Annotated in this window: 27 protein-coding genes and 1 riboswitch; of the genes, 4 read left to right on the plus strand and 23 right to left on the minus strand. The window is 71.3% G+C overall.

Annotated elements, in window-relative coordinates:
- Positions 1-168: 168 nt before the first annotated feature.
- From ACIP64_RS26085 to rlmN, 4 genes are all read right to left on the minus strand, one after another.
- A complete protein-coding gene (locus ACIP64_RS26085) occupies positions 169-1,194 on the minus strand; it encodes an ABC transporter ATP-binding protein (RefSeq protein ID WP_401591325.1) in 1,026 nt (341 codons plus the stop codon).
- A complete protein-coding gene (locus ACIP64_RS26090) occupies positions 1,194-2,909 on the minus strand; it encodes an ABC transporter permease (RefSeq protein WP_401591327.1) in 1,716 nt (571 codons plus the stop codon). The genes ACIP64_RS26085 and ACIP64_RS26090 overlap by 1 nt, the downstream gene beginning before the upstream one ends.
- Positions 2,885-3,961 carry a thiamine ABC transporter substrate binding subunit gene (locus ACIP64_RS26095; RefSeq protein WP_401591329.1) on the minus strand — a complete coding sequence of 359 codons (1,077 nt, stop codon included), beginning with the start codon at positions 3,959-3,961 and terminating at the stop codon, positions 2,885-2,887. Before ACIP64_RS26095 ends, ACIP64_RS26090 begins: the two co-directional genes overlap by 25 nt.
- Positions 3,953-4,057: riboswitch (TPP riboswitch) on the minus strand. It overlaps the preceding gene by 9 nt.
- 68 nt (positions 4,058-4,125) lie before the next feature.
- On the minus strand, positions 4,126-5,232 hold the full coding sequence (gene rlmN / locus ACIP64_RS26100; RefSeq protein ID WP_401591331.1) for a 23S rRNA (adenine(2503)-C(2))-methyltransferase RlmN: 1,107 nt from the start codon (positions 5,230-5,232) through the stop codon (positions 4,126-4,128).
- A 318-nt stretch (positions 5,233-5,550) separates the two neighbouring features.
- Here rlmN and ACIP64_RS26105 point away from each other — a divergent pair, with 318 nt between their 5' ends.
- Positions 5,551-6,282, plus strand: coding sequence for a hypothetical protein (locus ACIP64_RS26105; RefSeq protein ID WP_401591333.1), 732 nt, complete (start codon positions 5,551-5,553; stop codon positions 6,280-6,282).
- A gap of 927 nt (positions 6,283-7,209) precedes the next feature.
- Here the strand turns inward: ACIP64_RS26105 and ACIP64_RS26110 are convergent.
- Positions 7,210-8,187, minus strand: a complete 978-nt coding sequence (locus ACIP64_RS26110) for a GNAT family N-acetyltransferase (protein WP_401591336.1) — start codon at positions 8,185-8,187, stop codon at positions 7,210-7,212.
- 362 nt (positions 8,188-8,549) lie between these two features.
- Here ACIP64_RS26110 and ACIP64_RS26115 point away from each other — a divergent pair, with 362 nt between their 5' ends.
- Positions 8,550-9,815, plus strand: coding sequence for an APC family permease (locus ACIP64_RS26115; RefSeq protein ID WP_401591339.1), 1,266 nt, complete (start codon positions 8,550-8,552; stop codon positions 9,813-9,815).
- 131 nt (positions 9,816-9,946) lie between these two features.
- On the plus strand, positions 9,947-10,435 hold the full coding sequence (locus ACIP64_RS26120; RefSeq protein ID WP_401591341.1) for a hypothetical protein: 489 nt from the start codon (positions 9,947-9,949) through the stop codon (positions 10,433-10,435).
- On the opposite strand, the gene ACIP64_RS26125 is transcribed toward ACIP64_RS26120, so the two are convergent.
- The 7 genes from ACIP64_RS26125 to rpsB all read right to left on the minus strand — a co-directional run bounded on the left by ACIP64_RS26125 (position 10,425) and on the right by rpsB (position 16,048).
- Positions 10,425-10,748, minus strand: a complete 324-nt coding sequence (locus tag ACIP64_RS26125) for a DUF6233 domain-containing protein (RefSeq protein ID WP_401591344.1) — start codon at positions 10,746-10,748, stop codon at positions 10,425-10,427. The genes ACIP64_RS26120 and ACIP64_RS26125 overlap by 11 nt on opposite strands.
- 101 nt (positions 10,749-10,849) lie before the next feature.
- Positions 10,850-11,317 carry a DUF1348 family protein gene (locus ACIP64_RS26130; RefSeq protein WP_401591347.1) on the minus strand — a complete coding sequence of 156 codons (468 nt, stop codon included), beginning with the start codon at positions 11,315-11,317 and terminating at the stop codon, positions 10,850-10,852.
- A gap of 83 nt (positions 11,318-11,400) precedes the next feature.
- Positions 11,401-12,393 carry a phosphatidate cytidylyltransferase gene (locus tag ACIP64_RS26135; RefSeq protein WP_401591350.1) on the minus strand — a complete coding sequence of 331 codons (993 nt, stop codon included), beginning with the start codon at positions 12,391-12,393 and terminating at the stop codon, positions 11,401-11,403.
- 132 nt (positions 12,394-12,525) lie between these two features.
- A complete protein-coding gene (gene frr, locus ACIP64_RS26140) occupies positions 12,526-13,083 on the minus strand; it encodes a ribosome recycling factor (RefSeq protein ID WP_401591525.1) in 558 nt (185 codons plus the stop codon).
- Between the two features lie 142 nt (positions 13,084-13,225).
- On the minus strand, positions 13,226-13,996 hold the full coding sequence (gene pyrH, locus ACIP64_RS26145; RefSeq protein WP_401591353.1) for a UMP kinase: 771 nt from the start codon (positions 13,994-13,996) through the stop codon (positions 13,226-13,228).
- 164 nt (positions 13,997-14,160) lie between these two features.
- Complete coding sequence (tsf, locus tag ACIP64_RS26150; RefSeq protein WP_401591355.1) at positions 14,161-14,997, minus strand: translation elongation factor Ts; 837 nt, start codon at positions 14,995-14,997, stop codon at positions 14,161-14,163.
- A 115-nt stretch (positions 14,998-15,112) separates the two neighbouring features.
- Entirely contained in the window at positions 15,113-16,048 is a 936-nt protein-coding gene (gene rpsB / locus ACIP64_RS26155; protein WP_401591358.1) for a 30S ribosomal protein S2, read from the minus strand.
- Positions 16,049-16,336: 288 nt separating this feature from the next.
- On the opposite strand from rpsB, the gene ACIP64_RS26160 reads away from it, so the two are divergent.
- A complete protein-coding gene (locus ACIP64_RS26160; RefSeq protein WP_401591361.1) occupies positions 16,337-16,984 on the plus strand; it encodes a murein hydrolase activator EnvC family protein in 648 nt (215 codons plus the stop codon).
- On the opposite strand, the gene ACIP64_RS26165 is transcribed toward ACIP64_RS26160, so the two are convergent.
- The 11 genes from ACIP64_RS26165 to lepB (ACIP64_RS26215) all read right to left on the minus strand — a co-directional run bounded on the left by ACIP64_RS26165 (position 16,953) and on the right by lepB (ACIP64_RS26215) (position 26,159).
- The gene (locus tag ACIP64_RS26165) at positions 16,953-17,510 is read right to left on the minus strand and encodes a TetR/AcrR family transcriptional regulator (protein ID WP_401591527.1); all 558 of its coding nucleotides are present in this window, start codon (positions 17,508-17,510) and stop codon (positions 16,953-16,955) included. The genes ACIP64_RS26160 and ACIP64_RS26165 overlap by 32 nt on opposite strands.
- 79 nt (positions 17,511-17,589) lie before the next feature.
- Positions 17,590-18,426: an RNA polymerase sigma factor WhiG gene (whiG, locus tag ACIP64_RS26170; protein ID WP_360911209.1), complete on the minus strand. Its 837-nt coding sequence runs from the start codon at positions 18,424-18,426 to the stop codon at positions 17,590-17,592.
- 150 nt (positions 18,427-18,576) lie between these two features.
- The gene (dprA, locus tag ACIP64_RS26175; RefSeq protein ID WP_401591364.1) at positions 18,577-19,812 is read right to left on the minus strand and encodes a DNA-processing protein DprA; all 1,236 of its coding nucleotides are present in this window, start codon (positions 19,810-19,812) and stop codon (positions 18,577-18,579) included.
- Entirely contained in the window at positions 19,809-21,434 is a 1,626-nt protein-coding gene (locus ACIP64_RS26180; protein ID WP_401591367.1) for a YifB family Mg chelatase-like AAA ATPase, read from the minus strand. The genes dprA and ACIP64_RS26180 overlap by 4 nt, the downstream gene beginning before the upstream one ends.
- Positions 21,434-21,805, minus strand: a complete 372-nt coding sequence (locus ACIP64_RS26185; RefSeq protein ID WP_401591371.1) for a YraN family protein — start codon at positions 21,803-21,805, stop codon at positions 21,434-21,436. The genes ACIP64_RS26180 and ACIP64_RS26185 overlap by 1 nt, the downstream gene beginning before the upstream one ends.
- Positions 21,806-21,924: 119 nt before the next feature.
- Positions 21,925-22,251, minus strand: a complete 327-nt coding sequence (locus ACIP64_RS26190; protein WP_018562949.1) for a DUF2469 domain-containing protein — start codon at positions 22,249-22,251, stop codon at positions 21,925-21,927.
- Positions 22,252-22,290: 39 nt separating this feature from the next.
- On the minus strand, positions 22,291-22,773 hold the full coding sequence (locus tag ACIP64_RS26195) for an NUDIX hydrolase (RefSeq protein ID WP_401591373.1): 483 nt from the start codon (positions 22,771-22,773) through the stop codon (positions 22,291-22,293).
- A gap of 2 nt (positions 22,774-22,775) precedes the next feature.
- Positions 22,776-23,549 (minus strand): signal peptidase I, encoded by a 774-nt coding sequence (gene lepB, locus ACIP64_RS26200; protein WP_401591375.1) that lies wholly within the window; start codon positions 23,547-23,549, stop codon positions 22,776-22,778.
- A 43-nt stretch (positions 23,550-23,592) separates the two neighbouring features.
- Complete coding sequence (lepB, locus tag ACIP64_RS26205; RefSeq protein ID WP_401591377.1) at positions 23,593-24,462, minus strand: signal peptidase I; 870 nt, start codon at positions 24,460-24,462, stop codon at positions 23,593-23,595.
- Entirely contained in the window at positions 24,389-25,528 is a 1,140-nt protein-coding gene (gene lepB / locus ACIP64_RS26210; protein WP_401591379.1) for a signal peptidase I, read from the minus strand. The genes lepB (ACIP64_RS26205) and lepB (ACIP64_RS26210) overlap by 74 nt, the downstream gene beginning before the upstream one ends.
- Entirely contained in the window at positions 25,521-26,159 is a 639-nt protein-coding gene (gene lepB, locus ACIP64_RS26215; RefSeq protein WP_401591381.1) for a signal peptidase I, read from the minus strand. Before lepB (ACIP64_RS26215) ends, lepB (ACIP64_RS26210) begins: the two co-directional genes overlap by 8 nt.
- Positions 26,160-26,198 lie beyond the last annotated feature (39 nt).

Below are 26,198 nucleotides of genomic sequence, written 5' to 3' on the forward strand. Positions count from 1 at the left end.
CCCGGCACCGGTCCTGGCCGCGAGGGCAGTTGCGCCCATGGGCCGCCGGTTCCCGACGAGGACCGGCCCGGGCGCTGGCACGCGCGCGGCGCCGGAGACGAACACCGCCTCGCGCCGACGGCGGCGCACCCGGGATCCGGGTCCCCATCGGGGCCGGCGCCCCGGGCCTCACGTCCCGAGGAGCACGACCTCGTCGGGGGCGAAGGCGATGCCGACCGTCGCGCCCTCGGACGGCGCGTCGCGCAGGGCGCACGAGGCCTCCAGGCGCGGCCCGTCGGCGGGCTCCAGCAGCAGCGTGACCTGGTCGCCGCGGAAGGTGCGGGCGGCCACCGCGCAGGGCAGCCCCTCCTCGACCGGCACGAGCCGCACCCCGGCCGGGCGCACCAGGAGCCGGCCGGGCCCCTGCGGTGATCCGGGCGGTACGGGGATCTTGCCCCAGGGGGTGTCGGCGGCGTCGCCGGTGACGGTCACGGCCGGTACGTTGCCGAAGCCGAGGAAGCGGGCCACGAACTCCGACGCGGGCCGCCGCCACACCTCCAGCGGCGTCCCGGCCTGTTCGACGTGCCCGTCGCGCATGACGACGACCCGGTCGGCGAGCGCGAAGGCCTCGCCCTGGTCATGGGTGACGGCCAGCACGGTCGTGCCGAGCCGGCGGAAGAGCTGGCGCAGTTCGACCACGAGGTGCTCGCGCAGGCCCCGGTCGAGCTGCCCGAGCGGCTCGTCCAGCATCAGCAGCCGCGGCTCCGGCGCGAGCGCGCGGGCCAGCGCGACCCGCTGCTGCTCACCGCCCGACAGGGAGGCCACGGCGCGCCGCTGCGCGCCGGGGAGCCCCACCAGTTCCAGCAACTCCCCTACCATGCGTTCGCGTTCGTCCCGTCCCGTGCCGCGCATCCGCAGGCCGAAGCCGACGTTGCCCGCCACGTCGTGCTGCGGGAAGAGCTGGTGGTCCTGGAACATCAGGCCCACCCCGCGGCGGTGCGCCGGAACGCCCGTCTGGTCCCGGCCGCCGAGCAGGACGCGCCCGGCGTCCAGCGGTTGCAGCCCGGCCACGGCGCGCAGCATCGTGGACTTGCCGCCGCCGCTGGGCCCGAGCACGCACACCGTCTCGTGCTCGGCGACCTCCAGGTCCACGGCGTCCAGGACGGGCCGTCCGCCGAAGCGCACTGTGGCGCCGTCCAGTCGCAGCAGGGCCATCAGAACTCCCCCGGCCTCTCGTCGCCGCGGATCGTGCGGACCCGCAGTCGTTCCAGCGCCAGCAGCGCACCCGCGCACACCAGCATCAGCACGGTGCTCAGCGCCATCGCCTGCCCGTAGTTGAGCTCGCCGGCCCGCCCCAGCAGCCGGGCCACCGCGACCGGCAGCGTGGGGTTGTCGGGCCGCGCGATGAAGACCGTCGCCCCGAACTCGCCGAGGGACACCGCGAAGGCGAAGCCGGCCGCCACCAGCAGGGCCCGCCGCACCAGCGGCAGATCCACCTCGCGCCAGACGCGCGGGGGCGACGCCCCGAGCACCGCGGCGGCCTCGCGCAGCCGCTCGTCCACGGCACGCAGCACCGGCAGCATGGTGCGCACCACGAAGGGCACCCCGACCAGGGCCTGGGCGAGCGGCACGAGGATCCACGAGGACCGCAGGTCCAGCGGGGGTTCGTCGAGGGTGATGAGGAAGCCGAAGCCGATGGTGACGGCGGAGGTGCCCAGCGGCAGCATCAGCAGCGCGTCGAAGCCGCGGACGAACCGCCCGGCGCGCCGGGTGAGCGCGGCCGCCGCCAGACCGCCGACGGCCAGGGCGATCGCGGTGGCCGCGGCCGCGTACTCCAGCGAGTTCCACACGGCGTTCACGGGCGCGACCACGAAGGTGCCGGCGCTGCCGTCCGAGGAGCCGAGCGCGCGGTAGAAGTCCAGGCCGTATCCCGTAGGCCCGTCCAGTGACCGTTCGGCCAGGACGCCGAGCGGCACCAGGATCAGCAGCGCGGCCACCGCGAGCGTCCCGGCCAGCAGCCCCCACTCGCCCGCGCCGCGCGGCCGCCGGGCCGTCCCGGCCGGGTCGACCAGCCGCAGCGCGCTCTCGCGGCGGCGTACCGTCCGTGCGTGCACGGCCAGGATGCCGACGACGGCGGCGAACTGGACGATCGTCAGCACGGCCGCGGTCGGCAGGTCGAGCAGCTGCGCGGTCTCGCGGTAGATCTCCACCTCCAGGGTGGAGTAGGCGGGTCCGCCGAGGATCTGCACGACCCCGAAGGACGTGAAGGTGAAGAGGAACACCATGACCGCGGCCGCCGCCACGGCCGGCGCGAGCGCGGGCAGCGTCACGCGCCGCCACGCGGCGAACCGCCCGGCGCCCAGCACGCGCGCGGCCTCCTCCTGCCGCGGGTCGAGCTGCGCCCACAGGCCGCCCACGGTCCGTACGACCACGGCGTAGTTGAAGAAGACGTGCGCCAGCAGGATCGCCCACACCGTGGTGTCCAGGCGCACCCCCCACAGCTCGTCCAGCAGCCCTCCCCGCCCCAGCAGCGCGAGGAACGCCGACCCGGCGACGACCGTCGGCAGCACGAAGGGCACGGTCACCACCGCCCGCAGCAGATGCCGTCCGGGGAAGTCGAAGCGCGCGAACACATAGGCGCCCGGCAGGGCCACCGCCAGGGTCAGCGCGGTCGAGGCGGCCGCCTGCCAGCAGGTGAACCACAGCACGTGCAGGATGTCGGGATCGCCCAGCACGTCCGCGAAGCGGTCCAGGCGCCAGTGGCCGCCCTCGCGGAGCCCGCGGGTGACGATGGCGGCGACCGGGTAGCCGAAGAACACCGCGAAGAAGGCGGCCGGCACGGCCATCAGGCCGAGCCGCACGGCGTGCGGCCGCAGGGCGGCCGCCCTGCGCCGGGCCGCTCCGGTCACTTCAGCACGAGCGAGGACCACGTCTTGACCCACTGCTCACGGTTCGCGGCGATCTTCTTCGGCTCGACGGTGGCCGAACCGCTGATCACGGGCGCGTACTTGGTGAAGACCTCGGGCAGCTTCGCGTCGTCCCGGGCGGGGTTGACGAACATGCTGAGCGGCATGTCCTCCTGGAAGGCGCGGCTCAGCAGGAAGTCGATCAGCGCCTTGCCGCCCTCGCTGTTCTTCGCGCCGTCCAGCAGCCCGGCGAACTCGATCTGCCGGAAGCAGGTGGCCGTCGCCACGCCGGTCGGGCCCTGCGCGGGCTGCTCCTTCAGCGCGAGCACCTCGGCGGGCGGGCTGGAGGCGTAGGACACGACCAGCGGCTTGTCGCCCTTGCCGCCGCCCGCGCCCGAGAAGTTGTCGTAGTAGGCCTGCTCCCAGCCGTCGACGACCTGGACGCCGTTGGCCTTCAGCTTGGTCCAGTAGTCCTGCCAGCCCCCGTCGCCGTACTTGGCGGTGGTCGCGAGCAGGAAGGCCAGGCCCGGGGAGGAGGTCGCGGCGTTCTCCGTGACCAGCAGGTCCTTGTACTCCGGCTTGACCAGGTCGTCGAAGGTCTCGGGAACGGGCACCTTGTGCGCGGTGAACCAGGCGCGGTCGTAGTTGACGCACACGTCGCCGAAGTCGACGGGCGTGACACGGTGCTGCGCGGCGTCGAGCTGCAGGGCGGCGGGCACCTTGTCCAGGTCCTTCGCCTCGTACGGGGTGAACAGGCCGTTGTCCAGGGCGCGGGAGAGCAGGGTGTTGTCGACGCCGAAGAAGACGTCGCCCTGCGGGTTGCCCTTGGACAGCACGGCCTGGTTGACCGCCGCGCCCGCGTCGCCGCCGCGCAGGACCTTGACCGTGTAGCCGGTCTGCCGCGTGAACTCCTTCAGCACGGCCTTCGAGGCGGCGAAGGAGTCGTGGCTGACGAGGGTGACGGTCTTGGAACCGCCGCCGGCGGAATCGCCGCCTTCGCCGCAGGCCGCGAGGGACGCCGCGCCGAGCGCGACAACGAGGGCGGTGCCGGCGGCACGCCGACGGATGGTGCTCATCAAGTGACTCCCTACGCCGGTATGACCCGGATCAGGTTCGAGGGTCTGCGGCCGTGCCGCACTCTCAGCGCTGTGTGCGCTCCCCTGTCGGATGTTCTGTTGTCGATCGTTCAGGCCGTTCAGGGCAAACGGCCGCAAACGACCGCCACCCTAGCAAGCGCCGCTCAGCGCTCGGAAGCCGCCAGCTGCCCGCAGGCCCCGTCGATCTCCTGGCCGCGGGTGTCCCGCACGGTCACCGGGACGCCGTGCGCCTCCAGCGCCGCGACGAACGCCCGCTCGTCCTCGGGCCGCGACGCCGTCCACTTCGAGCCCGGCGTCGGGTTGAGCGGGATCAGGTTGACGTGCACGCGCTTGCCCTTGAGCAGCCGCCCCAGCAGATCGGCGCGCCACGCCTGGTCGTTGATGTCCCGGATCAGGGCGTACTCGATCGACACGCGGCGCCCGGACACGTCCGCGTAGTGCCACGCGGCGTCCAGCACCTCGCGCACCTTCCAGCGCGTGTTGACCGGCACCAGGGTGTCGCGGAGCTCGTCGTCGGGCGCGTGCAGCGACACCGCGAGGCGGCACTTGAAGCCCTCGTCCGCGAAACGCAGCATCGCCGGCACGAGGCCGACCGTGGAGACGGTAATGCCCCGCTGCGACAGCCCCAGCCCGTCCGGCTCGGGGTCGGTCAGCCGGCGGATGGCGCCGACCACACGCTTGTAGTTGGCCAGCGGCTCGCCCATGCCCATGAAGACGATGTTCGACAGGCGCGCCGGGCCGCCCGGGATCTCCCCGTCACGCAGCGCGCGCATGCCCGCGACGATCTGGTGCACGATCTCGCCGGTGGACAGGTTCCGGTCCAGGCCGGCCTGCCCGGTCGCACAGAAGGGGCAGTTCATGCCGCAGCCCGCCTGCGAGCTGATGCACATCGTCACGCGGTCCGGGTAGCGCATCAGCACCGACTCGACCAGCGTCCCGTCGAACAGCCGCCACAGCGTCTTGCGCGTCGTGTCGTTGTCCGTGCTGCTGTGCCGCACGACCGACATCAGATCCGGCAGCAGCCCCTCGGCCAGCTTCCCGCGCGACGCCGCCGGGATGTCCGTCCACGCGGCCGGGTCGTCGGCGTACCGCGCGAAGTAGTGCTGCGACAGCTGCTTGGCCCGGAACGGCTTCTCCCCCAGCTCCGCGACCACCTCCCGCCGCTCGTCGGGCGTGAGGTCGGCAAGGTGCCGCGGCGGCTTCTTGGCGGCGCGCGGCGCGACGAAAGTGAGTTCTCCGGGTGCAGGCATGGTCCGTCCAGTGTCGCAGATCGTTTGGGGCGGCCCAGGTCAGATGGGTGAGGCTCCCGTCACCCTCAGGTGTCCCCTGTCAGCACCAGCCGATTCTGCACGGCCGAGGGACGGCGTCTGGTGCTCGGGCACATGGGCTTGAGTGAAAAGCGGGGCCCCAGCGTCCTCTGCCATCGCTGGTAGCCGTGGGCCGGCCCTGGCTCGGCGTGCTGGATGATTCACGGCACCCGCCACTGGAGACAACCCTCCTGGAGAGATTCTTCCCAGGGGGGCGGCATGTCCGATTCGGGTTCCCGATTTTCGCGGACCGTACGCAGCGTGATGCACAGTCTCGACCTCTACGTGACGCTGGTCGCAGCCGTCGCATTCGGCGTTCTAGGACTGGTCGGGAAGACTTCGCAGGAAGTCATTACTTCCGGTGTTCTGGCGGTGCTGGCTCTCGTGGGTTTCTCACTTCTCAGAATTCGCTCACAGGGCGACAGGATCAACGAGTCTCTCGCAGGGCTCGCTCGATCGAACGCTGACCGCTTCTTCAGTGAGGTGGACGACGCCGACGAGATCAAGGAGATGATCTCGTCCTCCCGTGAATTGTGGCTCCACGGCTGGACACTTGAACTGCACTTGGCGTCGTACGAACAGGAACTGAGGAGAGCCGTCACCGCGGGCCTGAACGTCAGGATCCTCGTCATCGCGCCGAACAGCCCAGCCATGGCCATCGCGGCCAGTGAAGCCGCCAACCGGAGCGCCGGCGATCTCAGTGCCAACCTGGAAGGCAATCTCAGGAGGCTCGTGGAACCGCCGGCCAGTCCCGTTTCCGGAAGGCTGGAAATCAGGACCCTGACCCATGTGCCGCACTACACGGTGATCGCCTCAGATCCCTCGACAGACCGGGGGAAAATCATCATGCGCCTCGCCACCTTCCGGGCCAATCATTGGCAACGCCCCACCTTCACTGTGACTCGGCGCAACGACGGTGATTGGTACACATTCTTCAGGGACCAGTTCGAAAAGAAATGGGAATCCGCAAGCACCTACGATTCGATCCCGTAGAAGAGGAGACTCGGGCGATTTATCGCGCCAGGGAGCTCAAGCCGCGCCCGGTGCCTACAAAGTACGGGCGGTTGATCGATGAGCGCCCCCGCGGAATGGCTGCCGGGCCAAGCAGGTTCCTGCCGGCCTCTTCGTCTCGCGGCAGCGGAACGGCGGTGTGCACAGGGGTGCTCCAAGGGAAGGCCGCCTCTCACGTCGGTCGCGCGATTCTCCAGCGCCCAGAACCGGCTCGGCGACCCGAGGCCCCGCTGCACCCGTGTGCATCAGGCACGCATGCGGCACGTCAACCGCCGCGAACCGGACCGCGGTTGCCCGCGTCCATCGCGCGGCTTCGCAGGGCGGCATCGTCGTCACCCACTGAGAAAATGTTGCCGTGCAATCATTCCGTGCAGCGGGCTGTGTCGCGTTGCTCCTCACCGTGGTCGGGTGCGGGGCCGCCATGAGTAAGTCGAGTGCTCCACCCCATCCCGCCAACGACACGGCGAACTCAGTGGTGAGACCGTCGGTGGACCCCAGCTCCGTCTATGTCCTTGTCACGTTCGTCGGGGGACCTACTGATGGGCAGACACAACAACTCCCCTTGTCCCGGCTGGGCGAAGGGATAACCGTGTCCGGCGTCACCTACCGCACCGCTCTGGGTCTGGCGCCAGAGATAAGAGACACTGCCCAAGGATTGGCGCAGGTCTTTCGACCCGAGTAGGAACCGCTCAGCCAACGCTGTCCGCGCATCGGGCTGACTCGCCGTTGCCTTGCCCGCGACAGCCCGACGTGAGCCCGGATCTCGGAGGCTCGCGCCGTGGCGGCGGCCCAGAGCATCGGAACACCGGTGCCCCCTGGCCTACCCCCTGCGGGGCACGGACGGGGGCGTGAGCGACGCCGGGTGCGTCCAAAAAATAAGGGCGATGATCGCGACATCGTGCACCCCGCTCACTGGACGTCGAGCGCCCACCGCACGGACCGCTCCTTGGGCGCGAACCCGGCCTTCTCGTAGATGCCGAACGCCCCGCTGGGATTCGCCGAGTCCACGCTCAGGCCCGCCTTTCCGTAGCCCTGGTCGGCGGCGTTGCGCAGCGCGTGCGCGATCAGCCCGCCGGCGACTCCGCGCTTGCGGTATTCCCGGAGCGTCCCGATGAGCATGAAGTAGGCCTCGCGCACGCCGGTGGCCGCCGTGTCGGCGTCCCACGACATGGTCACCAGCATGCCCGCCGGGGCTCCGTTCGCCACGTCCCGGAGCAGGAAGCTGACCTCGGGCCGGAAGCTGTGGTTGGTGATCTTGTTCTTCCAGGCGTCCGCGGGCACCGGGACGGTGCCCCAGTGGTCCTTGAACGCCTCGTTCCGGATCATCCGGAACTCCTCGTCGTTCTGCTCCGACCACGGCTCGACCCGCAACCCGTCCGGGATCGCCGTGTCCGGGATCGCGTCGCGCAGCGGGTGCTCCATGGACTGGTAGTAGCGGGCCGGCGCGAACCCCTGGGAGCGGAAGAGCTGGGCCGCGCCGGGGATGTGCTCGCACTGCTGGGCCTCGACCACGAGCTTCAGTGTCGGGTGATGCTGCGCATGCAACGCCTTCGCGCCCGCTGTCCCAGCCTTGAGCAACGCGGTGCCGACGCCCTGGCGGCGGTAGTCCGGGTGCACCCCGCCGTCGACCATGACCCGGTGTATGTCCTCGGCGGTCGGCTTGTAGGCGGCCTTCACGTAGCCGACCATCAGGCCGCCGTCGAAGGCGGCGAGGCTCGCACGCTGCAGGTCCGCGTAGGGATCCACCAGTTCCTGGAGGGTGTCCTCCTCCTCGTAGTGCTCGCCGGTCCTGTCCTCGGCCTCCATGGCCTTGAGGAGGTCGGCCGACGCCTTCGCGTCCCCGATGGTGAGCGGTCGCCACGTCAGGTCGGCGGAGTCTGCGTCCATGCGGCCGACGGTACTGAAGCCCGCCGCACGGTGTCGCTCGGATTTTCGTGACGCGGACCAGAAGCACGGTGGGGCACTCCCGGGACCCTGCTCCCCCAATACAACCCGGCTGCGGGGCTGGGGGGTTACCACCCCGATCTCCGTGCGCGCGGCAGTGGGGTCACGCTGAACCCGTTCCCAATCCCCTGGCCCAACGGCGGCGATCGTTCGGCACGATCCGGCAGGCACGCCGGGGACGGTCCGGGGCAGCGGCCCCACACCGCTGCGCGGCCGCTGTCAGGGGCCGTCCATCTCGTGCCGCTATCGTGCGCCGGTACGGCAATCCTGACCGGTTCGGGCACCGGTGGACTGGGGAGTGAGTGATGAGCACGTCGGCCGCCACGGGCAGCGGGGAGCTGAAGCGGCACCTTGGGGTGTCGGACGCCGTGCTGATCGGGCTCGGGTCGATGATCGGCGCCGGGATCTTCGCGGCACTCGCCCCGGCCGCCGCCGCGGCCGGCTCCGGGTTGCTGCTCGGCCTCGCCCTCGCGGCCGTGGTGGCGTACTGCAACGCCACCTCCTCGGCCAGGCTCGCGGCCCGCTACCCGCAGTCGGGCGGCACCTACGTGTACGGCCGCGAGAGGCTCGGGGAGTTCTGGGGCTATCTGGCCGGGTGGGGGTTCGTCGTCGGCAAGACCGCCTCCTGCGCGGCGATGGCCCTGACCGTGGGCTCCTACGTGTGGCCGGGCCAGGCCCACGCCGTCGCGGTCGCCGCGGTGGTCGCCCTCACCGCGGTGAACTACGCCGGGGTGCAGAAGTCCGCGCTCCTGACCAGGGCCATCGTCGCCGTGGTCCTCGCGGTGCTCGCCATCGTGGTCACCGCCTGCCTGACCTCCGGCGCCATGGACACGGCCCGCCTCGACGTCGGCGCCGACGCCTCCTTCGGCGGGGTCCTCCAGGCGGCCGGGCTGCTGTTCTTCGCCTTCGCCGGGTACGCGCGCATCGCCACCCTCGGCGAGGAGGTTCGCGACCCCCAAAGGACGATCCCGCGGGCGATCCCGCTGGCACTCGGCATCACCCTGGTCGTCTACGCGGCCGTCGCCGTGTGCGTCCTGCTGGTCCTGGGCCCCGGCGGCCTCGCCCGCACCGCCGCGCCCCTGGTCGAGGCCGTCCACGCGGCCGGTGTGCCCGCGCTGGCGCCCGTCGTGCGGGCCGGCGCGTCGGTGGCCGCCCTCGGCTCGCTGCTCGCCCTGATCCTGGGCGTCTCGCGCACCACGCTGGCGATGGCCCGCGACCGGCACCTGCCGCACGCGCTCGCCGCCGTCCACCCCCGCTTCCAGGTCCCGCACCGTGCCGAACTCGCCGTCGGCGCGGTCGTCGCCGTCCTGGCCGCGACCACGGACGTGCGCGGCGCGATCGGCTTCTCGTCCTTCGGGGTGCTGGTCTACTACGCCGTCGCCAACGCCTCCGCCTGGACGCTGAGCCCCGCCGAGGGCCGTCCTGTCCGCGCCGTGCCGATCGTCGGCGCGGCGGGCTGCCTCGTGCTGGCCTTCGCGCTCCCCGTGGCCTCGGTCCTCACGGGCGCCGCCGTGATCGCCGCCGGCGCTGCCGTCCACGGCCTGCGCAAGGCCGCCGTCCGCCGTACCTGACAGACCCGGTCCAGCCCCCAACACCGCCCCACGCGGGGACCGTTCAGGACCGCGCACACCGTGACAGCCCTGTTGCCGGAACTGTGGGCTCCGTCACAGCCGTCCGGCTCCCGCGCTGATGGACTCGCCCGATGGTCCTCCTGCTGCTCGTCCCCGCCGGCCTCATCGCCGTCCTCGGCCTGGCCGGCTACGGCCTCGGCACCCTCGGCCGGTCCGGGGTGCGCGGCGCCGGGCGGGAGGTACGGCTCAAGAGCGGCGCGGCACTGCTCGGCGCCTGCGCGGTCGCAATGTACACCTGGGGCCTGATGCACGTCGCGGGAGCCGTCATCGAGGCGGAGGACGGCGGCACCGATTCAGCGCCGCTGCGACCCTGCAGGTCGCCGGGTCCGTGGGACCGGGCGCTCCACGTCGTGGGCTACCGCGTGGAGTACGTGCCGCTCGGCTTCGTCTGCGAGACGAAGGACGGGGGCAGTTACACGGCCGCGTCCGTGCCGGGCTACGTCAACCCGGCCGCCGTGGGCTTCGCCCTGGGCGCGGTCGTGTGCGCCGGCGCCGCGGCGGTCGAGTCGGAGCGCCGCGCCCGGAAGGCGCAGGGCGCGCAGCACCCCGTCAGGACCTGAGGGCGCCGCGGTCCGGACGACAGATCCCGCACACGCCGACCTCGGGCATGCCGAGCGCGATCTCGAACTCCTTGGCGCTGAGCCGCCCCCCGCCGGGGACGCGGCAGTCGTCGCGGTGGACGACGCCGCGGCCGGGGCCGCCCTGGGGATCGGGAACGCTCTGGAGGCGCCAGGCCCGGGCGGGGGCGGGTCGCCGTCGGGGGCGGACGCCGGCCTCCGCCTTCCGGATCCTGGCGTCCACGGCGTCGATCTGCAGCTGGAGGTACAGCCGGATCACCCGCAGACGTTCCAGATCCGATGGCAACTCGTACACATGTTCGAGATTAGCCGGACGAGGATCGCAGGGCCAGCACGGGTCCGCCACGGGCGTGCCCCAGGCGCACCGCACACGTGCCGCGGCACGGTCCGCGCGGCTCAGAACCCCAGGTCCGACAGGCTCGGGTGGTCGTCGGGGCGGCGTCCGAGCGGCCAGTGGTAGGCCCGCTCCGACTCGTCGATGCGCAGGTCGTTGATGCAGGCGTGGCGGACACAGTTCAGGCCCTGGTCGTCGAACTCCCAGTTCTCGTTGCCGTAGGAGCGGTACCAGTTGCCGGAGTCGTCGTGGGACTCGTAGGCGAAACGGACGGCGATCCGGTTGCCGTCGAAGGCCCACAGCTCCTTGATCAGGCGGTAGTCCAGCTCGCGGTTCCACTTCCGGGTGAGGAACGCGACGATCTCGTCCCGCCCGTTGACGAACTCCGCGCGATTGCGCCAGCGGCTGTCCGGCGAGTAGGCGAGCGAGGTCTTCACGGGGTCGCGGGAGTTCCAGGCGTCCTCGGCCATGCGGACCTTCTGGATGGCGGTCTCCCGCGTGAAGGGCGGTACCAAGGGCTTCGCGGCCATGCTCGCTCCAGTGGCTCGGCGTCCAGGGGGGTTGATCAAGTCCACCCCAGGACGCCGTTGATCGCATCCCCGCGCGGCGGATTTCAGCCGGAGCCGACGAAGATCACCAGGAGCAGCCACACCACGGGCGCGGTGGGCAGGAGCGAGTCCAGGCGGTCCATGATGCCGCCGTGGCCCGGCAGCAGCTTGCCCATGTCCTTGATGCCGAGATCGCGCTTGATCATCGACTCGCCGAGGTCGCCGAGGGTGGCACTGGCCGCAACGGCGAGGCCCAGCAGCAGACCCTGCCACCAGCGACCGCCGTCGATCAGGTACTGCATGGACAGCGCGCCTGCCGCCATCGCGAAGGTGACGGCCCCGACCAGGCCTTCGCGGGTCTTGCCGGGGCTGATGCGCGGCGCCAGCTTGTGCGTGCCGAAGCGCCACCCCACCGCGTACGCGCCGGTGTCGCTGACGACCGTCAGCAGCAGGAAGACGAAGACCCGCCACGGACCGTCGTGCGAGGCGAGCATCATCACCACGAAGGTGGCCAGGAACGGTACGTAGAAGGCGGCGAAGACGCCGGCCGTGACGTCGCGGAGGTAGTTCTCCGGGGGTTCGACCATCCGCCAGACCAGGACGGCGAGCGCGGTGAGGGCCATCGCCACCCACGCGCCCTCCGCGCCGCGCGCGTACCCGGCGACGACCATCGCCGCGCCGCCGACGGCCAGCGGGATCAGCGGTGCCTTGATCCCCTTGCGCTCCGCGAGCCGCGAGGTCAGCTCCCACAGCCCCACCACCACCGCCGCCGCGACGACCGCGACGAACACGGCCTTGACGATGAAGAGCGAGGCGAGGATGACAACACCGAGGCCGACGCCGACCCCTATCGCGGCGCGCAGGTTGCGCCCGGCGCTCTTCTTCGCGGGGCCGCCCGGGGCCGCCTGATGCGGCGCGGGGCGATCGGGCCGCGCGGAGTGGTCCGCCGGTTCGGGGGCATCGTCGCGGAACAAGGGGCCGCTCATACGAGTGGCCCCTTCGTCCTCGCCTCCCCAGGAGCCGGCGCGTGGCGAAGCCCCCCAGGAAGAGTCGTTCACGGAGATTCGCCTCGCGTTTTCGTCCGGTCCGGGTCGGTCGGAGGTGGGGTGAGTGGGCGGAGGAGCAGGGCCGGGGCTCGGCGGCCCGGCGCGGCCGGTTCCGGCCCGGGGGCCGGAACCAGATGCCGGGGATCAGACCTCGAGCAGCTCGGATTCCTTGTGCTTGAGCAGCTCGTCGATCTGCGCCACGTACTTGTGCGTGGTGTCGTCGAGCTCCTTCTCCGCCCGGCGCACCTCGTCCTCGCCGGTCTCGCCGTCCTTGACCAGCTTGTCGAGGGTCTCCTTGGCCTTGCGGCGCACGCTGCGGACCGAGATCCGCGCGTCCTCCGCCTTGCCGCGGGCGACCTTGATGTAGTCCTTGCGGCGTTCCTCGGTCAGCTGCGGGAAGACCACCCGGATGATCCGGCCGTCGTTCGTCGGGTTGACGCCGAGGTCGGAGTCCCGGATCGCCTGCTCGATGTTGCGCAGCGCCGAGTTGTCGAAGGGGGTGATCACGGCCATCCGCGCCTCGGGCACCGCGAAGGAGGCCAGCTGGTTGATCGGGGTCGCGGCACCGTAGTAGTCCGCCACGATCTTGTTGAACATCGCCGGGTGGGCACGGCCGGTACGGATCGCGGCGAAGTCCTCCTTGGCGACCACGACGGCCTTCTCCATCTTCTCCTCGGCCTCGAGGAGGGTCTCTTCAATCACCATGTGCTCCTGGTCTTCAGAAGGCGGAGCCATCCAATCCGGGCCCCTGCGCGCGTCTTCCCTGCACGGTGTCCGACCGGCAGCCTGTTGTCCATCCCCGTTCCGGGCGGATCGCCGGCCGGGTTGCGGCCGGCGTCGTCCGTCAGCGGGCGCCCGTGTCGTTGACGAGCGTGCCGATCTTCTCACCCTTCACGGCCCGCGCGATGTTGCCCTCCGCGAGCAGCTCGAAGACGAGGATCGGAAGCTTGTTGTCCTGGCAGAGCGTGATCGCCGTCAGGTCCGCGACGCGCAGGTCGCGGGCGATGACGTCGGAGTACTCCAGGACGTCGAACATCACGGCGTCGGGGTTCTTGCGCGGGTCGGAGTCGTAGACCCCGTCGACGCCGTTCTTGCCCATCAGCAGCGCCTGGGCGTCGATCTCCAAGGCGCGCTGCGCGGCAGTGGTGTCGGTGGAGAAATAGGGCATGCCCATGCCGGCGCCGAAGATGACGACGCGGCCCTTCTCCAGGTGGCGCACGGCCCGCAGCGGGATGTAGGGCTCGGCGACCTGCCCCATGGTGATCGCGGTCTGCACGCGCGACTGGATGCCCTCCTTCTCCAGGAAGTCCTGGAGGGCAAGGCAGTTCATCACGGTTCCGAGCATGCCCATGTAGTCGGAGCGTGCCCGGTCCATACCGCGCTGCTGGAGTTCTGCGCCGCGGAAGAAGTTGCCGCCGCCGATGACGACGGCGATCTCGTAGCCCTCGCGGACGACCGCCGCGATCTCGCGGGCCATCTTGTGCACGACGTCGGGGTCGACACCCAGTCCCCCGCCGCCGGCGAAAGCCTCTCCGGAGAGCTTGAGCAGGTACCGGCGCTGGGCGTTGGAGCCGTCGCCGTTGGTGTTGTGGGCCTTGTCGGCGCCCTGATCCATGGAGATCTCCTCGTGCACGTACGAAGAAGGCCATTGCCGAGGGTTCGTGATCGTTCCCTGTAGCAATGGCCTCCTCGTCACAACTGCGGCCGGCCGCCGGTGAACGGCAGGCTGCGTACGACCCTAGCGGGGTCGCCGGTCAATCGCTTGCGCGGCTAGGACGCTCAGACACCGACGCGGAAGCGGGCGAAGCGCTTCAGCGTGACGCCGGCCTCGTCGAGGACCTTCTGAACGCTCTTCTTGTTGTCCTTGGCGAAGGCCTGCTCGAGAACGACGTTCTCCTTGAAGAAGCCGTTGACGCGACCCTCGACGATCTTCGAGAGGGCGGCCTCGGGCTTGCCCTCCTCGCGGGCCGTGGCCTCGGCGACGCGGCGCTCGTTCTCGACGGTCTCCGCCGGGACGTCCTCACGGGACAGGAAGGTCGGGGCGAAGGCGGCGATGTGCTGCGCGACGTCCTTGGCGACCTCGGCGTTGGCCTTGTCCAGCTCGACCAGGACACCGACCTGCGGGGGCAGGTCCGGGCTGGTGCGGTGCAGGTAGGAGGCGACGAAGCCGTCGGTGAACTGCGCGAAGCGGTCCAGGACGATCTTCTCACCGAGGGTGGCGTTCGCCTCGTCGACGAAGGCCTGGACGGACTGGCCGTCCTTGATCTCGGAGGAGAGCAGGGTCTCCAGGTCGGCCGGCTTGGTGGCGGCGACGTGCGCGGCGATCGCGTCGGCGGCGGCCACGAACTTGTCACCCTTGGCGACGAAGTCGGTCTCGCACTTGAGCTCGACGAGGACACCCTCGCTGTTGTCACCGGCGATCAGGGAGACCACGGCGCCGTTGGACGCGGAGCGGCCCTCGCGCTTGGTGACACCCTTCTGGCCCTTGACCCGGAGGATCTCGACGGCCTTGTCCAGGTCGCCCTCGGCCTCCTCGAGCGCCTTCTTGCAGTCCATCATGCCCGCGGCGGTGAGCTCGCGGAGCTTCTTGACGTCGGCGGCGGTGAAGTTCGCCATGTCTGTCAGTCTCTTCTCGGAAGTCGGTGAATCCGGTGAGTCCGGCGGTTCTATGTGCGGACGGCGGGGGCCGGAGCCCCCGCCGTCCGCACACGCATCGGAAGGCGAGCGAGGCTCAGGCCTGCTCGGCGTCGGCGGCCGGCGCCTCGGCGGTCTCGGCAGCGGCCTCGGCCGGAGCGGCCTCAACCGGAGCGGCCTCGGCGACGGGCGCCTCGGTGGCGGCCTCGGCCGGAGCGGCCTCAGCGGCGGCCGGCTCGGCGGCGGACTCGTCGGCCTTGGCCTTGTCGCCCTCGAGGAGCTCGCGCTCCCAGGCGGCGAGCGGCTCGCCCTCGGCCTTGTCACCGGTGGCGGCACCGGCGCCGGAGCGGGCGATGAGGCCCTCGGCGACGGCGTCGGCGATCACGCGGGTGAGCAGGGTGACCGAGCGGATCGCGTCGTCGTTGCCCGGGATCTTGTAGTCGACCTCGTCGGGGTCGCAGTTGGTGTCCAGGATCGCGACGACCGGGATGCGGAGCTTGCGCGCCTCACCGACGGCAATGTGCTCCTTCTTGGTGTCCACGATCCAGACGGCGCTGGGCACCTTCTGCATCTCGCGGATACCGCCGAGGGTCTTCTCCAGCTTCTCCTTCTCACGGGAGAGGACCAGGAGCTCCTTCTTGGTGAGGCCGGAGGCGGCCACGTCCTCGAAGTCGATCTCCTCGAGCTCCTTCAGGCGCTGCAGGCGCTTGTAGACCGTGGAGAAGTTGGTGAGCATGCCGCCCAGCCAGCGCTGGTTGACGTAGGGCATGCCGACGCGGGACGCCTGCTCGGCGATGGCCTCCTGCGCCTGCTTCTTGGTGCCGACGAACATGATGGAGCCGCCGTGCGCGACGGTCTCCTTGACGAACTCGTAGGCGCGGTCGATGTACGACAGCGACTGGAGCAGGTCGATGATGTAGATGCCGTTGCGCTCGGTGAAGATGAAACGCTTCATCTTCGGGTTCCAGCGACGGGTCTGGTGCCCGAAGTGGACGCCGCTCTCCAGCAGCTCCCGCATCGTGACGACGGCCATGGCCGTACTCCTAGAGATACTCGGTTCTGAGCGGCCGCCGGACGGCGGCCGCGCCTGACGCCCCGAACGCGCCGTGCCACAAGGGACCGAGGGACGCGTCCACCGCTCACGAGGAGGACGGTGGCGGGGCGTGCGAAGTCGACCCGGTGACCCGGATCGCCATGGAAAGTGTACGGGACCGCCGGAGCGGCGGGCGACATCGCGCCTGCGGGGTGCGGGCTCCGTGCGGTTGTCCACAGGTCGCGACCATGATCATCTCTTCCCGGCCGGGTCCGTCACCGTTGAGGCATGACGAGATCGACGGTGTTCGTGATGACGGTGTACCTCGCGGTGGTGGCGTGGCTCGGTGGGCCCACGGGGCCCGCGAACGCGACCGCTCGGTGGGGTGACCAGGGTGGCGGCCCGGCTGACCGCGCCTGGCCGGTGGCGGGGGCCGGCGGGGCGCGGCGGCCGGTGGTGGAGCGGGGCTTCGACCCGCCGCTCGTGCGATGGGGTGCCGGGCACCGCGGGGTGGATCTCCGGGCGGGCCCCGGCGCACCGGTGCGCGCGGCGGCGCAGGGCCGCGTGACGTACGCCGGGTCGGTGGCGGGGCGCGGAGTGGTGGTGATCGGACTGGCGGAAGGGCTGCGGATCACGTACCAGCCGGTGCGGGCGACGGTCGCGGCGGGTGACGAGGTGCGCGCGGGCCAGGTGGTCGGGGAGCTCGCGGACGGGCCGTGGCACTGCCCGGGCGGCTGTCTGCACTGGGGGCTGCTGCGCGGGGACACCTACCTCGATCCGCTGTCGCTGCTGCCGGACGGCATGTTGCGCGACGGACCGTCACGGCTGCTGCCGGTGTTCGGCGTGCCGCTGCCCGACGCGACGACGGCACGGCGGGTGCCCGAGGGGAGGGCCGTGCCCGCTCTCAGCCGAGGACCCCGCGCAGGGCCGTGGTGACGGCGGCGTCGGCGATGGCGTCCGGCTCCTCGGCCGCGCCCAGTTCGATGCGGCGCACCGCGGCGTCCACGACGCCCTGCACCAGCATGGCGATGAGCCGGGGTTCACGGTGGCCGAGGGCGCCCAGGGCATCGACGACCATGGCGATCAGGCCGCCGTGGGCGGCGCGGATCCTCTCGCGGGCGCCCGCGTCGAGCTCACCGGCGGAGATGGCGACCACGGCGCGGTGCCTGCGGTCCCCGACGAGGGCGAGTTGGCTGCGCACATACGCCTCGATCTTGCGCTCGGGACCGTCGGCCGCCTCCATCGCGGCCTCGACCTCCGCCGCCCAGACGGGGAAGTCGACCGCGCACAGCTCCTCGACCACGGCCGCGCGCGAGCGGAAGTACTCGTAGACCGAGGACCTGGCCAGTCCTGTGCGCTCGGCCAGGGCGGGGAAGGTCAGGGCTTCCGTACCGCCCTCGGAGAGCAGGGTTCGCGCGGCGTCCAGCAGGGCGTCGCGCTGCATCGACCTGTGCTCGGCCACCGAGGCCGCTCGAATCTTGGGCACGCCACCACTGTACGGAAGCCGCGCGGGGGCCGGGCCCTCCCGTCGGCAACGCGCGTCATCGGCCGACGTCGGCCAGTTTCGCGCGCAATTGGAGCACGGACTTGGTGTGGATCTGGCTGACCCTGCTCTCGGTCACCCCGAGCACCTGCCCGATCTCCGCGAGTGTGAGCCCTTCGTAGTAGTAGAGGGTGACCACGGTCTTCTCGCGCTCGGGAAGGGTGTTGATCGCCCTGGCCAGCAGCCGGCGCAGTTCGCGGTCCTCGGCGACCTCGACGGGGTTGTCGGCGCCGGTGTCCTCCAGGGTGTCGACGAGGCTCAGCCGGTCGCCGCCCTCGACGCCGCCGTGCAGCAGGTCCTCCAAGGCGACGACGTTGGCGAGCGAGAGCTGGCTGAAGACCGCGTGCAGTTCCTCCAGCGCGATGCCCATTTCGGCGGCGACCTCGGGTTCGCTGGGGGTGCGCCGCAGCGAGGCCTCCAGCGTGGCGTAGGCGCGCTCGACGGCGCGGGCCTTCTGGCGCACCGAGCGGGGGATCCAGTCCAGGGCACGAAGTTCGTCGATCATGGCGCCGCGGATGCGGGTGATCGCGTAGGTCTCGAACTTGATCGCGCGCTCGGGATCGAATTTCTCGATGGCGTCGATGAGCCCGAAGACCCCGGACGAGACGAAGTCCGCCTGCTCGACATTGGCCGGCAGACCCACGCTGACGCGCCCGGCCACGTACTTCACCAGGGGCGAGTAGTGCAGGATCAACTGCTCACGCAGGCGCGTGTCCCCCGTGGACTTGTAGGTCCGCCACAGCGCGTCGAGCGAGGTGGGGGCGGGAGGCCGGGGGGAACCGGTGACGGTGGTCGCCGCCGTCGCGCGGTCTGACCCGGGGGTGTGCGGGTGCATGCGTGGATTTGAGCCGTTCTGCTGTGACCTGCGGGGCGGACGGGAGTCGGACCTCCTTGAGCGTAGCGTGACGGCGAGGTCGCAGACCGCGACGTTTCGGCGTCGACATAAGCACGCCATCCAGGAGGTCCCAGGTCAAGAACCGTCCTGTCACCTGATGGTGTGTTCACCGGCGGAGCGTGTCGGCGCAGACCCCTCCTTCAGATGGTTTTCCGCCAACTTCCAGCGCGGGCCGTCACGTTCCACAAAGCCGAGAACATGCAGTTCAAGGAGGTGGCCGAGGGTGGCGTCGGGCGTGCTCGCGGCGGCCGCCGCGATCGCCGCGCACTCGGCGCCCGCCCGTCCGCCGGGCAGTGCCTCCAGGACCCGTGCGGTCTCCGGCGGGAGCAGATCGCGCGGCAGGAGGGCACCACGGCGCTCGGGCGCGAGGTCCTGGCCGATCCGGCCGACGAGTTCGGCCACATCGGCCGCGCCGGTCACCAGCGTGCCGTCCGCGCGCAGCAGTTCGTGCACCCCCTGGGACAGCGCCGACGTGCAGGGACCGGGCACTCCCATCACGAAGCGTCCCAGTTCACGGGAGCGGCGGGCGGTGATCAGCGAGCCGCTGCGGTACTGGGCCTCGACCACGACCGTGCCCCGCGTCAGGGCCGCGATCACACGATTGCGGAGCACGAACCGGGCCCGCGTCGGGTGCGCGGCGGGCGGCAATTCACTGAGGAGCAGACCCTGTTCGGCGATGCGTCCGATCAACTCGGCATGACCGGCCGGATAGGCCACGTCCACCCCGCAGGCGACGACCCCCACCGTCGCGCCCCTGACGGAAAGCGCCCCGCGGTGCGCGGCGCCGTCGATGCCGTACGCCGCGCCGGAGACGACGACCCAGCCCGACTCGGCGAGCTCCGCGCCGAGCGTGGAGGCCATGTGGGAGCCGTACTCCGTGCACGCGCGGGCGCCGACGACGGCGACCGAGCGCAGCGCCCACATCCGCAGTGAGGGCCGCCCGCGCGTCCAGAGCCCGAACGGCCGCTCGTCCCCGAGGTCGTCCAGCTGGGTCGGCCAGTCCGGGTCCCCCGGGCACAGGAACCGCCCGCCCAGGGCCCGCACGGCGGCAAGGTCCCGCGCCGGATCGGCGCGCGCCGCCCGCAGGGTGTAGCCCGCCCGCCGCTGCTCGCTCGCCCCGGGCAGGGCCTCGCCGGCCGTCAGCGCCTTGAGCGTCTCGACGGGGCCGAGTTCTCGCAGCCAGCGTTCGACGACCACATCGCCGGGATCGGCGACAGCGGTGAGCGCGGCCCGGGCGAGGCGCTCCTCCTCCGTCGGGGGCGGTTCGTCCCCGGGTCCGGGTCCGTCCAGCGTGTCGTCGGTGCCGAAGAGCGTGCCGTGCGTCATGGGACCTCCTTCGCCGCCGGCGCCGCCCCTGTCGCCGCGAGACCGCGGCGGATCCCGGTGCGCAGTTCCAGTGCGCGTTCCATGTCGACGCCGTCAGGCCGGTCACGACCGGCCAGGTCGGCGACGGTCCAGGCGACCCGCAGCACCCGGTCGAGACCGCGGGCGGTGAGCAGGCCGCGCTCCATGTCCCGTTCGACGGCGCGCAGGGCGCCCGGGGCGGCGGCCCAACGGGTCCGCAGCTCATGGCCGGGGACCTGGCTGTTGCTGCGCCAGGGGGTGCCCACGTACCGCGCGGCGGCCCGTTCCCTTGCCTCGCGCACCCGTTCCGCGACCGTCCGCGTGCTCTCGGAACCGGCGGCGCCGCCCATCAGTTCGGAGCGGCTGACCGCCTCGACCTCCACGCGCAGGTCGACCCGGTCCAGCAGCGGCCCGGACAGTCTCCCCTGATAGCGGCGGACCATGCTGGGTGTGCAGTCGCACAGGCCGCCGACCGACCCGTACCGCCCGCAGGGGCAGGGGTTGGCGGCCAGGACGAGCAAAAAGCGTGCCGGGAGGCGGACGACGCCGGCGGCGCGGGCGATGACAACGTGTCCGGCCTCCAGGGGCTGGCGCAGCGCGTCGAGCGCCTGGCCGCTGAACTCGGGTGCCTCGTCGAGGAACAGCACGCCCTTGTGGGACAGGGAGACGGCGCCGGGGCGCGGCAGGGCGTTCCCGCCGCCGACGAGCGACTGCATCGTCGCCGAGTGGTGCGGAGCGCAGTAGGGCGGCTCCTCGACCAGCGGCTTGCCTGCGGGCAGGATGCCCGCGACGGAGTGCACGGCGGAGACCTCGACCGACTCCTGCCGCGTCAGCGGTGGCAGGAGCCCGGGCAGGCGTTCCGCGAGCATGGTCTTGCCGGCGCCGGGCGGGCCCTTGAGGTAGAGGTGGTGGCCACCGGCCGCCGCCACTTCCAGGGCGAGGCGTGCCGCGCCCTGCCCGGCGACGTCGGCGAGGTCGGGTGTACCGGCGTCGGAGAACCCCGTGCCGTGTCCCGCGCCGGGCAGGGCGAGGCCGGCCAGCATGGGATCGGGGCGCCCTTCGCCCGGGTCCTCGGGTTCCTCCGGGGCCAGTTCGTCGTTGAGGAGCGCGATCAGCTGCCGCAGGCTGCGCACCCCGAGGACATGGACGCCCGGCACGAGCGAGGCCTCCGCCACCGTCCGCTCGGGCACCACCACGTGCCGGTAGCCGGCTTCGGCGGCGGCCAGGACGGCCGGCAGGACCCCGCGCACGGGCCGGACACGGCCGTCGAGCCCCAGTTCCCCGATCATCATCAGGTCGGCGATGTCCCTGGGGGCGACGCGCTCGTTGGCGGCGAGCACGGCGCAGGCGACGGCCAGATCGAAGCCGCTGCCGCCCTTGGGGACGGACGCGGGGCTGAGGCCCACGGTGAGCTTCTTCTGCGGCCAGGTCTCGCCGCTGTTGACGAGCGCGGCGCGGACCCGGTCGCGGCTCTCGGTCAGGCTCTTGTCGGGCAGCCCCACCAGCGTGAATGCCGGCACGCCGGGTTCCAGGTCGGCCTGGACCTCGACGACGACGCCCTCCACGCCGAGCAGCGCCACCGAACACGTACGGGCGAATCCCATCAGGCGGCCCCCCGTACGTGCTCGACCCGGGCGGCGCCCCGCTGCGGCAGGGTCACGCCGACGACGTCGATGCGGATCCCGCCCGGTGGCGGACCCCCGTGGTCGGCCAGCCAGCATTCGGCGAGCTGCCGCAGCCGTTCGGCCTTGCGTGCGGTGACCGCGGCCATCGGGTGCTCGCGGCCGCCCTCCGTCCGCGACTTGACCTCGCAGACGACCACGGCGTCCCCGTCGGCCGCCACGATGTCGATCTCGCCGTGGCGTTCGCGGTGCCGGCAGCGCCAGTTGCGCTCCAGCACCGTCATCCCGGCGGCCGCCAGGGATCGCGCCGCCACGTCCTCGCCGTACCGTCCGATCGCTCCTCGGGCGTTCATGTCACACCACCTCCGTCACTCACTGTGACGGAGGTGGTGCCCCAAAGATGATCTTGCCTGCGCCCTGTGGATAACTTTCCCGGGAGGGCCGAGGCGCCGAGCCCGCCGGGCCGGCCGACTCAGCCGTTGAAGCCCGAGTCGTCCGACGGGAGGTCCAGATCGGCCTTGTTGAGCTCCTCGATGTTCACGTCCTTGAACGTGAGCACCCGTACCTGCTTCACGAACCGCGCCGGGCGGTACATGTCCCACACCCACGCATCGGCCATCGACACCTCGAAGAAGACCTCACCCTGGACCGAGTGCACCTGCATCTCGTAGTCGTTGGTGAGGTAGAAGCGACGCTCGGTCTCGATCACGTACTTGAACAGGCCGACGACATCCCGGTACTCCCGGTAGAGCTTGAGCTCCATCTCGGTCTCGTACTTCTCGAGGTCCTCGGCACTCATGGCATGTTCCCCTTCAGCCGTACGTCCCCCCATTGTGCGTCAGTCACGCTCCGTCCCCAGGTGGATCGGGGACAGTGGGGGTCCTTCGCCCAGCAGCTTGCCCAGCAGTCCGGCGAGTCTGGTCGGATACACCGTCTCACGCGTGCCGAGAAGTTCTTCACAGGTCCACCATCGCAGGCCTGTGACGCTGCGCTGCTCCAATTCCGTCAATCCGGCGGTATGGAATCGGGTGTCGTCGGTACGGGCCAGGAAATACCACTCGTCCTGCTCCCAGCGCCGCCCGTCGAAGTCGAACGCGCACGACCGCTCCCAGAGCACCGGCCCGAGCTTCACGCCCGTGATGCCGGTCTCCTCGGCGAGCTCGCGCAGCGCCGCGTCCTCCAGGCTCTCGCCCTCCTCGACACCGCCGCCGGGGGTGAACCACCAGGTCACCGACGGGTCGTCCGGCTCGTAGCCGTGCAGCAGCAGGATCCGGTCAGTGGGATCGAGCAGGATGACCCGCGCCGCGCGCCGCCGCGCCACGGTCAGCGCGCCGTCCGCCGGCGGCCCGCGAGACGGGCCACCGGCCCGTACGCAGCCCCGCAGAAGATGAGCACGGCACCGCCCACCACCGCCGCCACGACCGCCTTCAGCGGCCCCGGAGCGGACGGTCCGTCCCCGGACAGGCCCGCGAAGGCCGTGGGGCGCTCCAGCATGCCCGCGCGGCCCGCGGGCCAGGCGATGGCGTCGGCGCGCGCGCTCACCGCGCTGCGCGGCACGGAGCCGTCGTCGGAGTCGGTGAGCCGGACCCGGGAGTCCTCTGACGTGGCGCGGTTGTCGCCCATCATGAAGAGATTGCCCTGGGGCACGGTGGCCGTGAAGCCGGTCGGCGAGGCCGGTGCCTTGGGATCGAGCAGGTACGGCTCGTCGATCGGCTTGCCGTTGACCGTCAGCCGCCCCTGCTTGTCGCAGCAGGCCACCTTGTCGCCGCCGACCGCCACGACCCGCTTGACCATGGGGACGTCGCCCCAGAGCGAGTCGTTGAAGACCACGATGTCGCCGCGGCGGACGTCGGAGCCGTCGATGCGCTGGGCGAGGATCCGGTCCCCCGCGTCCACGGTCGGAGTCATCGACCCGGTCGGGACGGTGTAGGGCTGGTAGAGGATCGCGCCCCAGACGAATCCGCCGAGGAAGAGAACGGAGCCGAGGGCGACGGCCAGCCCGGAGAGTATCCCTCCGGCCCGTCCGCCGCCCTCACCGCCCGTCCCGCGCGTGCCGCCCGTCGTCGTACGCGTGCCCGTGCGTGTGCCTGTGCTCATGCGACCGCACCCTACCCGGCGGTACGGATTCCGGGCAGCCCCGTCACTTCGCCTGGTTGATCAGCCGGCGCCGCCGGAGCAACACCAGCGGCACCGCGCCCGCGACACCGGCCGCGGCGGGCAGCCCCGCGGCGGCGGCCGCGCTGATGCCCGGCTGGTCGAAGGTGCTGGGGATGGGCAGGGTCGACCAGCGGCCGATCGGCCACGCCACGACGATCGCCCGTCCGACGACCTCGTCGTTGGAGACCGTGCCGTTGCCCGGGAGGTCCTGGTGGTAGCGGGAGTCCAGGGAGTCCTGGCGGTGGTCGCCCATCACCCAGATCCGGTCCTTGGGGACCCTGATCGGACCGAAGGGGCGGTCGCCGCAGGGCGTGTTCCCCGGGTAGATGTACGGCTCGTTCAGCGCCTTGCCGTTCACCTTGACCGGGCCGGTGCCCTGGCACTCCACGGTGTCGCCGCCGACCGCGATGACCCGCTTGATCAGGTCCTTCTCCTCGGCCGAGGGCATCAGGCCGACGAAGCTGAGGACCTTCTGGATCGCCGAGGTGACCGGGTTGGTGTCGACCGGCGCGGTCTCGCCGAGCCAGCCCCCCGGGTCGTGGAAGACGACGACCTCGCCGCGCTCGGGCTCCGAGCCGAACCAAGGCGTCAGTTTGTCGACGAGGACCCGGTCGCCCTCCTGCAGCGTGTTCTCCATCGACGCGGACGGGATGGAGAACGCCTGCACCAAAAACGTCTTGATCAGCAGCGCGAGCACCAGGGCGATCACGATGAGCAGCGGCAGTTCCTTCCAGAACGAGCGCTGCTTCTGCGGCGAGTCGCCTTCGCCGTCCGTCGTGTCATCCGCCTCGTCGGAGGAGCCTCCCGAGCCGCCCGAGCCGGATTCCGTGCGCGCCCCGTCTCCGGGCCTCACACCGTCCTCGCCGGTCGCGCCCTCCGAGGAACCCTGATCTTCCGGCTCTTCGCGTCCGGACCTTGCGCCGACCACCAGGTCCCCCACATCCACTCCTCACTCCACGCTGCCGCCCGCGCCGGATTCGGCCCAGGCCCACGACTCCCATAACGAGCGGGAGTTCCGCAGGAGGCGGGAGCGCAATCATTCCTTGCCGATTGTTGGATGTTGCCACCCTATGGCTCGCGGTGGCGGGAGACGCGCCAGGGAGAGCCGGTGCGGCGACGGTGGAGAAAGTTGTCGGTTCCTTCAGTCCGGCCCAGTGGCCCAAGGGCCAGGCCACCGCGAAGGCACGGCCGACGACCAGGCTTTCGGGCACGGTGCCGTTGCCGGCGTCCTTCAAATGGAACCGGGAGTCCGCGGAATTGGAGCGGTGGTCGCCCATGACGAACAGCCGGCCCGGCGGAACCTTGACCGTGAATTTAATGTCCGAGGGCGGATTGCCCGGATAGATGTACGGCTCGTCGAGCGGCGTGCCGTTGACCGTGACCCGTCCGTCCTTGTCGCAGCACTTCACCGTGTCGCCGCCGACCGCGACGACCCGCTTGATCAGGTCCTGCTCGTCAGCGGACGGCAGCAGGCCGATGAAGGTGAAGAACTCCTTGATCTGCTTGACCCCCACGGGGTCCTGGCCGCTCTGGGCCTGCTCGCCCTCCAGCCAGTTGCCGGGGTCCTTGAAGACGACGACGTCCCCGCGCTGCGGCTTGCTGCCGAACCAGGGGGTGAGCTTGTCGACGACCACGCGGTCGCCGATGCGGATCGTCTGCTCCATGGAGCCGGACGGGATGACGAACGCCTGGAGCAGGAAGGTCTTCAGGACCAGGGCGATCAGCAGCGCGACGCCGATGAGCAGCGGTATCTCGCGGGCCGCGGAGCGCCGGCGTTTGCGCTTGACCTTCCGGGCCAGCCTGCGGCGCTCGGCGCGGCCACCGCTCCTGCGCGGCCCCGCGGCGCCCTCCTCCTCGTCGTCGCCCAGGTACGCCGCGCGGACGGGCCTGCCCTCTCCCGACCGTCCCCGGCTACCCATGGGCGCCGTCCAGCGACCGGCGCCGGCTCAGCGGCCAGATGGTGAACTCGGCCCTGCCGATCACCTTGTCCACCGGGACCGTGCCTCCGCCGGGGTCACCGAGATGGTCCCGGGAATCCCGGCTGTCGGCACGGTGGTCGCCCATCACCCACAGCCTCCCCTCAGGAACCTCGATGTCGAACGCTACCCGTGACGGTGTGTCGCCGGGATAAAGATAGGTCTCGTCCAGCGGACGGCCGTTGACGGTGATCCTGCCCTGTCGGTCGCAGCAGGTCACCCGGTCGCCGCCGACGCCGATCACACGCTTGACGTAGTCGGTACGGCCGGACTCCTGCACGAACGATCCCTCGCCGTCGAACACCACGATGTCGCCCCGGGCCGGGGCGCCGCCGAAACGGTACGCCAGTTTGTCGACCAGCACTCGGTCCCCGGGGCGCAAGGTGTTCTCCATCGACCCGCTGGGAATCTCGAAGGGCTGCGCCACAAAGGTGTTGACCGCGGCGATCACGGCGGCGCAGGCCACGACGAGAAGCGCATACCGCTGTGTACGTACGCCGAAGCGCGACCGCTCATCCCGCTCTGGGGCGGGATCTGCGCGGTCGCGCTTCGCAGGAGGTACCTCGGTGTCCATCGAGCGCAGAGCCTATACGGCCCCGCATATGCCCGGACG

This window comes from Streptomyces sp. NPDC088733, from assembly GCF_044751185.1.
Lineage (GTDB): Bacteria > Actinomycetota > Actinomycetes > Streptomycetales > Streptomycetaceae > Actinacidiphila.

Bases quoted from the DNA above. Each gene is read 5' to 3' on its own strand.
- ACIP64_RS26085 (WP_401591325.1), bottom strand. From the start codon at position 1,194: ATGGCCCTGCTGCGACTGGACGGCGCCACAGTGCGCTTCGGCGGACGG.
- ACIP64_RS26095 (WP_401591329.1), bottom strand. From the start codon at position 3,961: ATGAGCACCATCCGTCGGCGTGCCGCCGGCACCGCCCTCGTTGTCGCG.
- rlmN (WP_401591331.1), bottom strand. From the start codon at position 5,232: ATGCCTGCACCCGGAGAACTCACTTTCGTCGCGCCGCGCGCCGCCAAG.
- ACIP64_RS26110 (WP_401591336.1), bottom strand. From the start codon at position 8,187: ATGGACGCAGACTCCGCCGACCTGACGTGGCGACCGCTCACCATCGGG.
- ACIP64_RS26115 (WP_401591339.1), top strand. From the start codon at position 8,550: ATGAGCACGTCGGCCGCCACGGGCAGCGGGGAGCTGAAGCGGCACCTT.
- ACIP64_RS26120 (WP_401591341.1), top strand. From the start codon at position 9,947: ATGGTCCTCCTGCTGCTCGTCCCCGCCGGCCTCATCGCCGTCCTCGGC.
- ACIP64_RS26130 (WP_401591347.1), bottom strand. From the start codon at position 11,317: ATGGCCGCGAAGCCCTTGGTACCGCCCTTCACGCGGGAGACCGCCATC.
- pyrH (WP_401591353.1), bottom strand. From the start codon at position 13,996: ATGGATCAGGGCGCCGACAAGGCCCACAACACCAACGGCGACGGCTCC.
- tsf (WP_401591355.1), bottom strand. From the start codon at position 14,997: ATGGCGAACTTCACCGCCGCCGACGTCAAGAAGCTCCGCGAGCTCACC.
- rpsB (WP_401591358.1), bottom strand. From the start codon at position 16,048: ATGGCCGTCGTCACGATGCGGGAGCTGCTGGAGAGCGGCGTCCACTTC.
- ACIP64_RS26160 (WP_401591361.1), top strand. From the start codon at position 16,337: ATGACGAGATCGACGGTGTTCGTGATGACGGTGTACCTCGCGGTGGTG.
- whiG (WP_360911209.1), bottom strand. From the start codon at position 18,426: ATGCACCCGCACACCCCCGGGTCAGACCGCGCGACGGCGGCGACCACC.
- dprA (WP_401591364.1), bottom strand. From the start codon at position 19,812: ATGACGCACGGCACGCTCTTCGGCACCGACGACACGCTGGACGGACCC.
- ACIP64_RS26180 (WP_401591367.1), bottom strand. From the start codon at position 21,434: ATGGGATTCGCCCGTACGTGTTCGGTGGCGCTGCTCGGCGTGGAGGGC.
- ACIP64_RS26185 (WP_401591371.1), bottom strand. From the start codon at position 21,805: ATGAACGCCCGAGGAGCGATCGGACGGTACGGCGAGGACGTGGCGGCG.
- ACIP64_RS26190 (WP_018562949.1), bottom strand. From the start codon at position 22,251: ATGAGTGCCGAGGACCTCGAGAAGTACGAGACCGAGATGGAGCTCAAG.
- lepB (WP_401591375.1), bottom strand. From the start codon at position 23,549: ATGAGCACAGGCACACGCACGGGCACGCGTACGACGACGGGCGGCACG.
- lepB (WP_401591379.1), bottom strand. From the start codon at position 25,528: ATGGGTAGCCGGGGACGGTCGGGAGAGGGCAGGCCCGTCCGCGCGGCG.
- lepB (WP_401591381.1), bottom strand. From the start codon at position 26,159: ATGGACACCGAGGTACCTCCTGCGAAGCGCGACCGCGCAGATCCCGCC.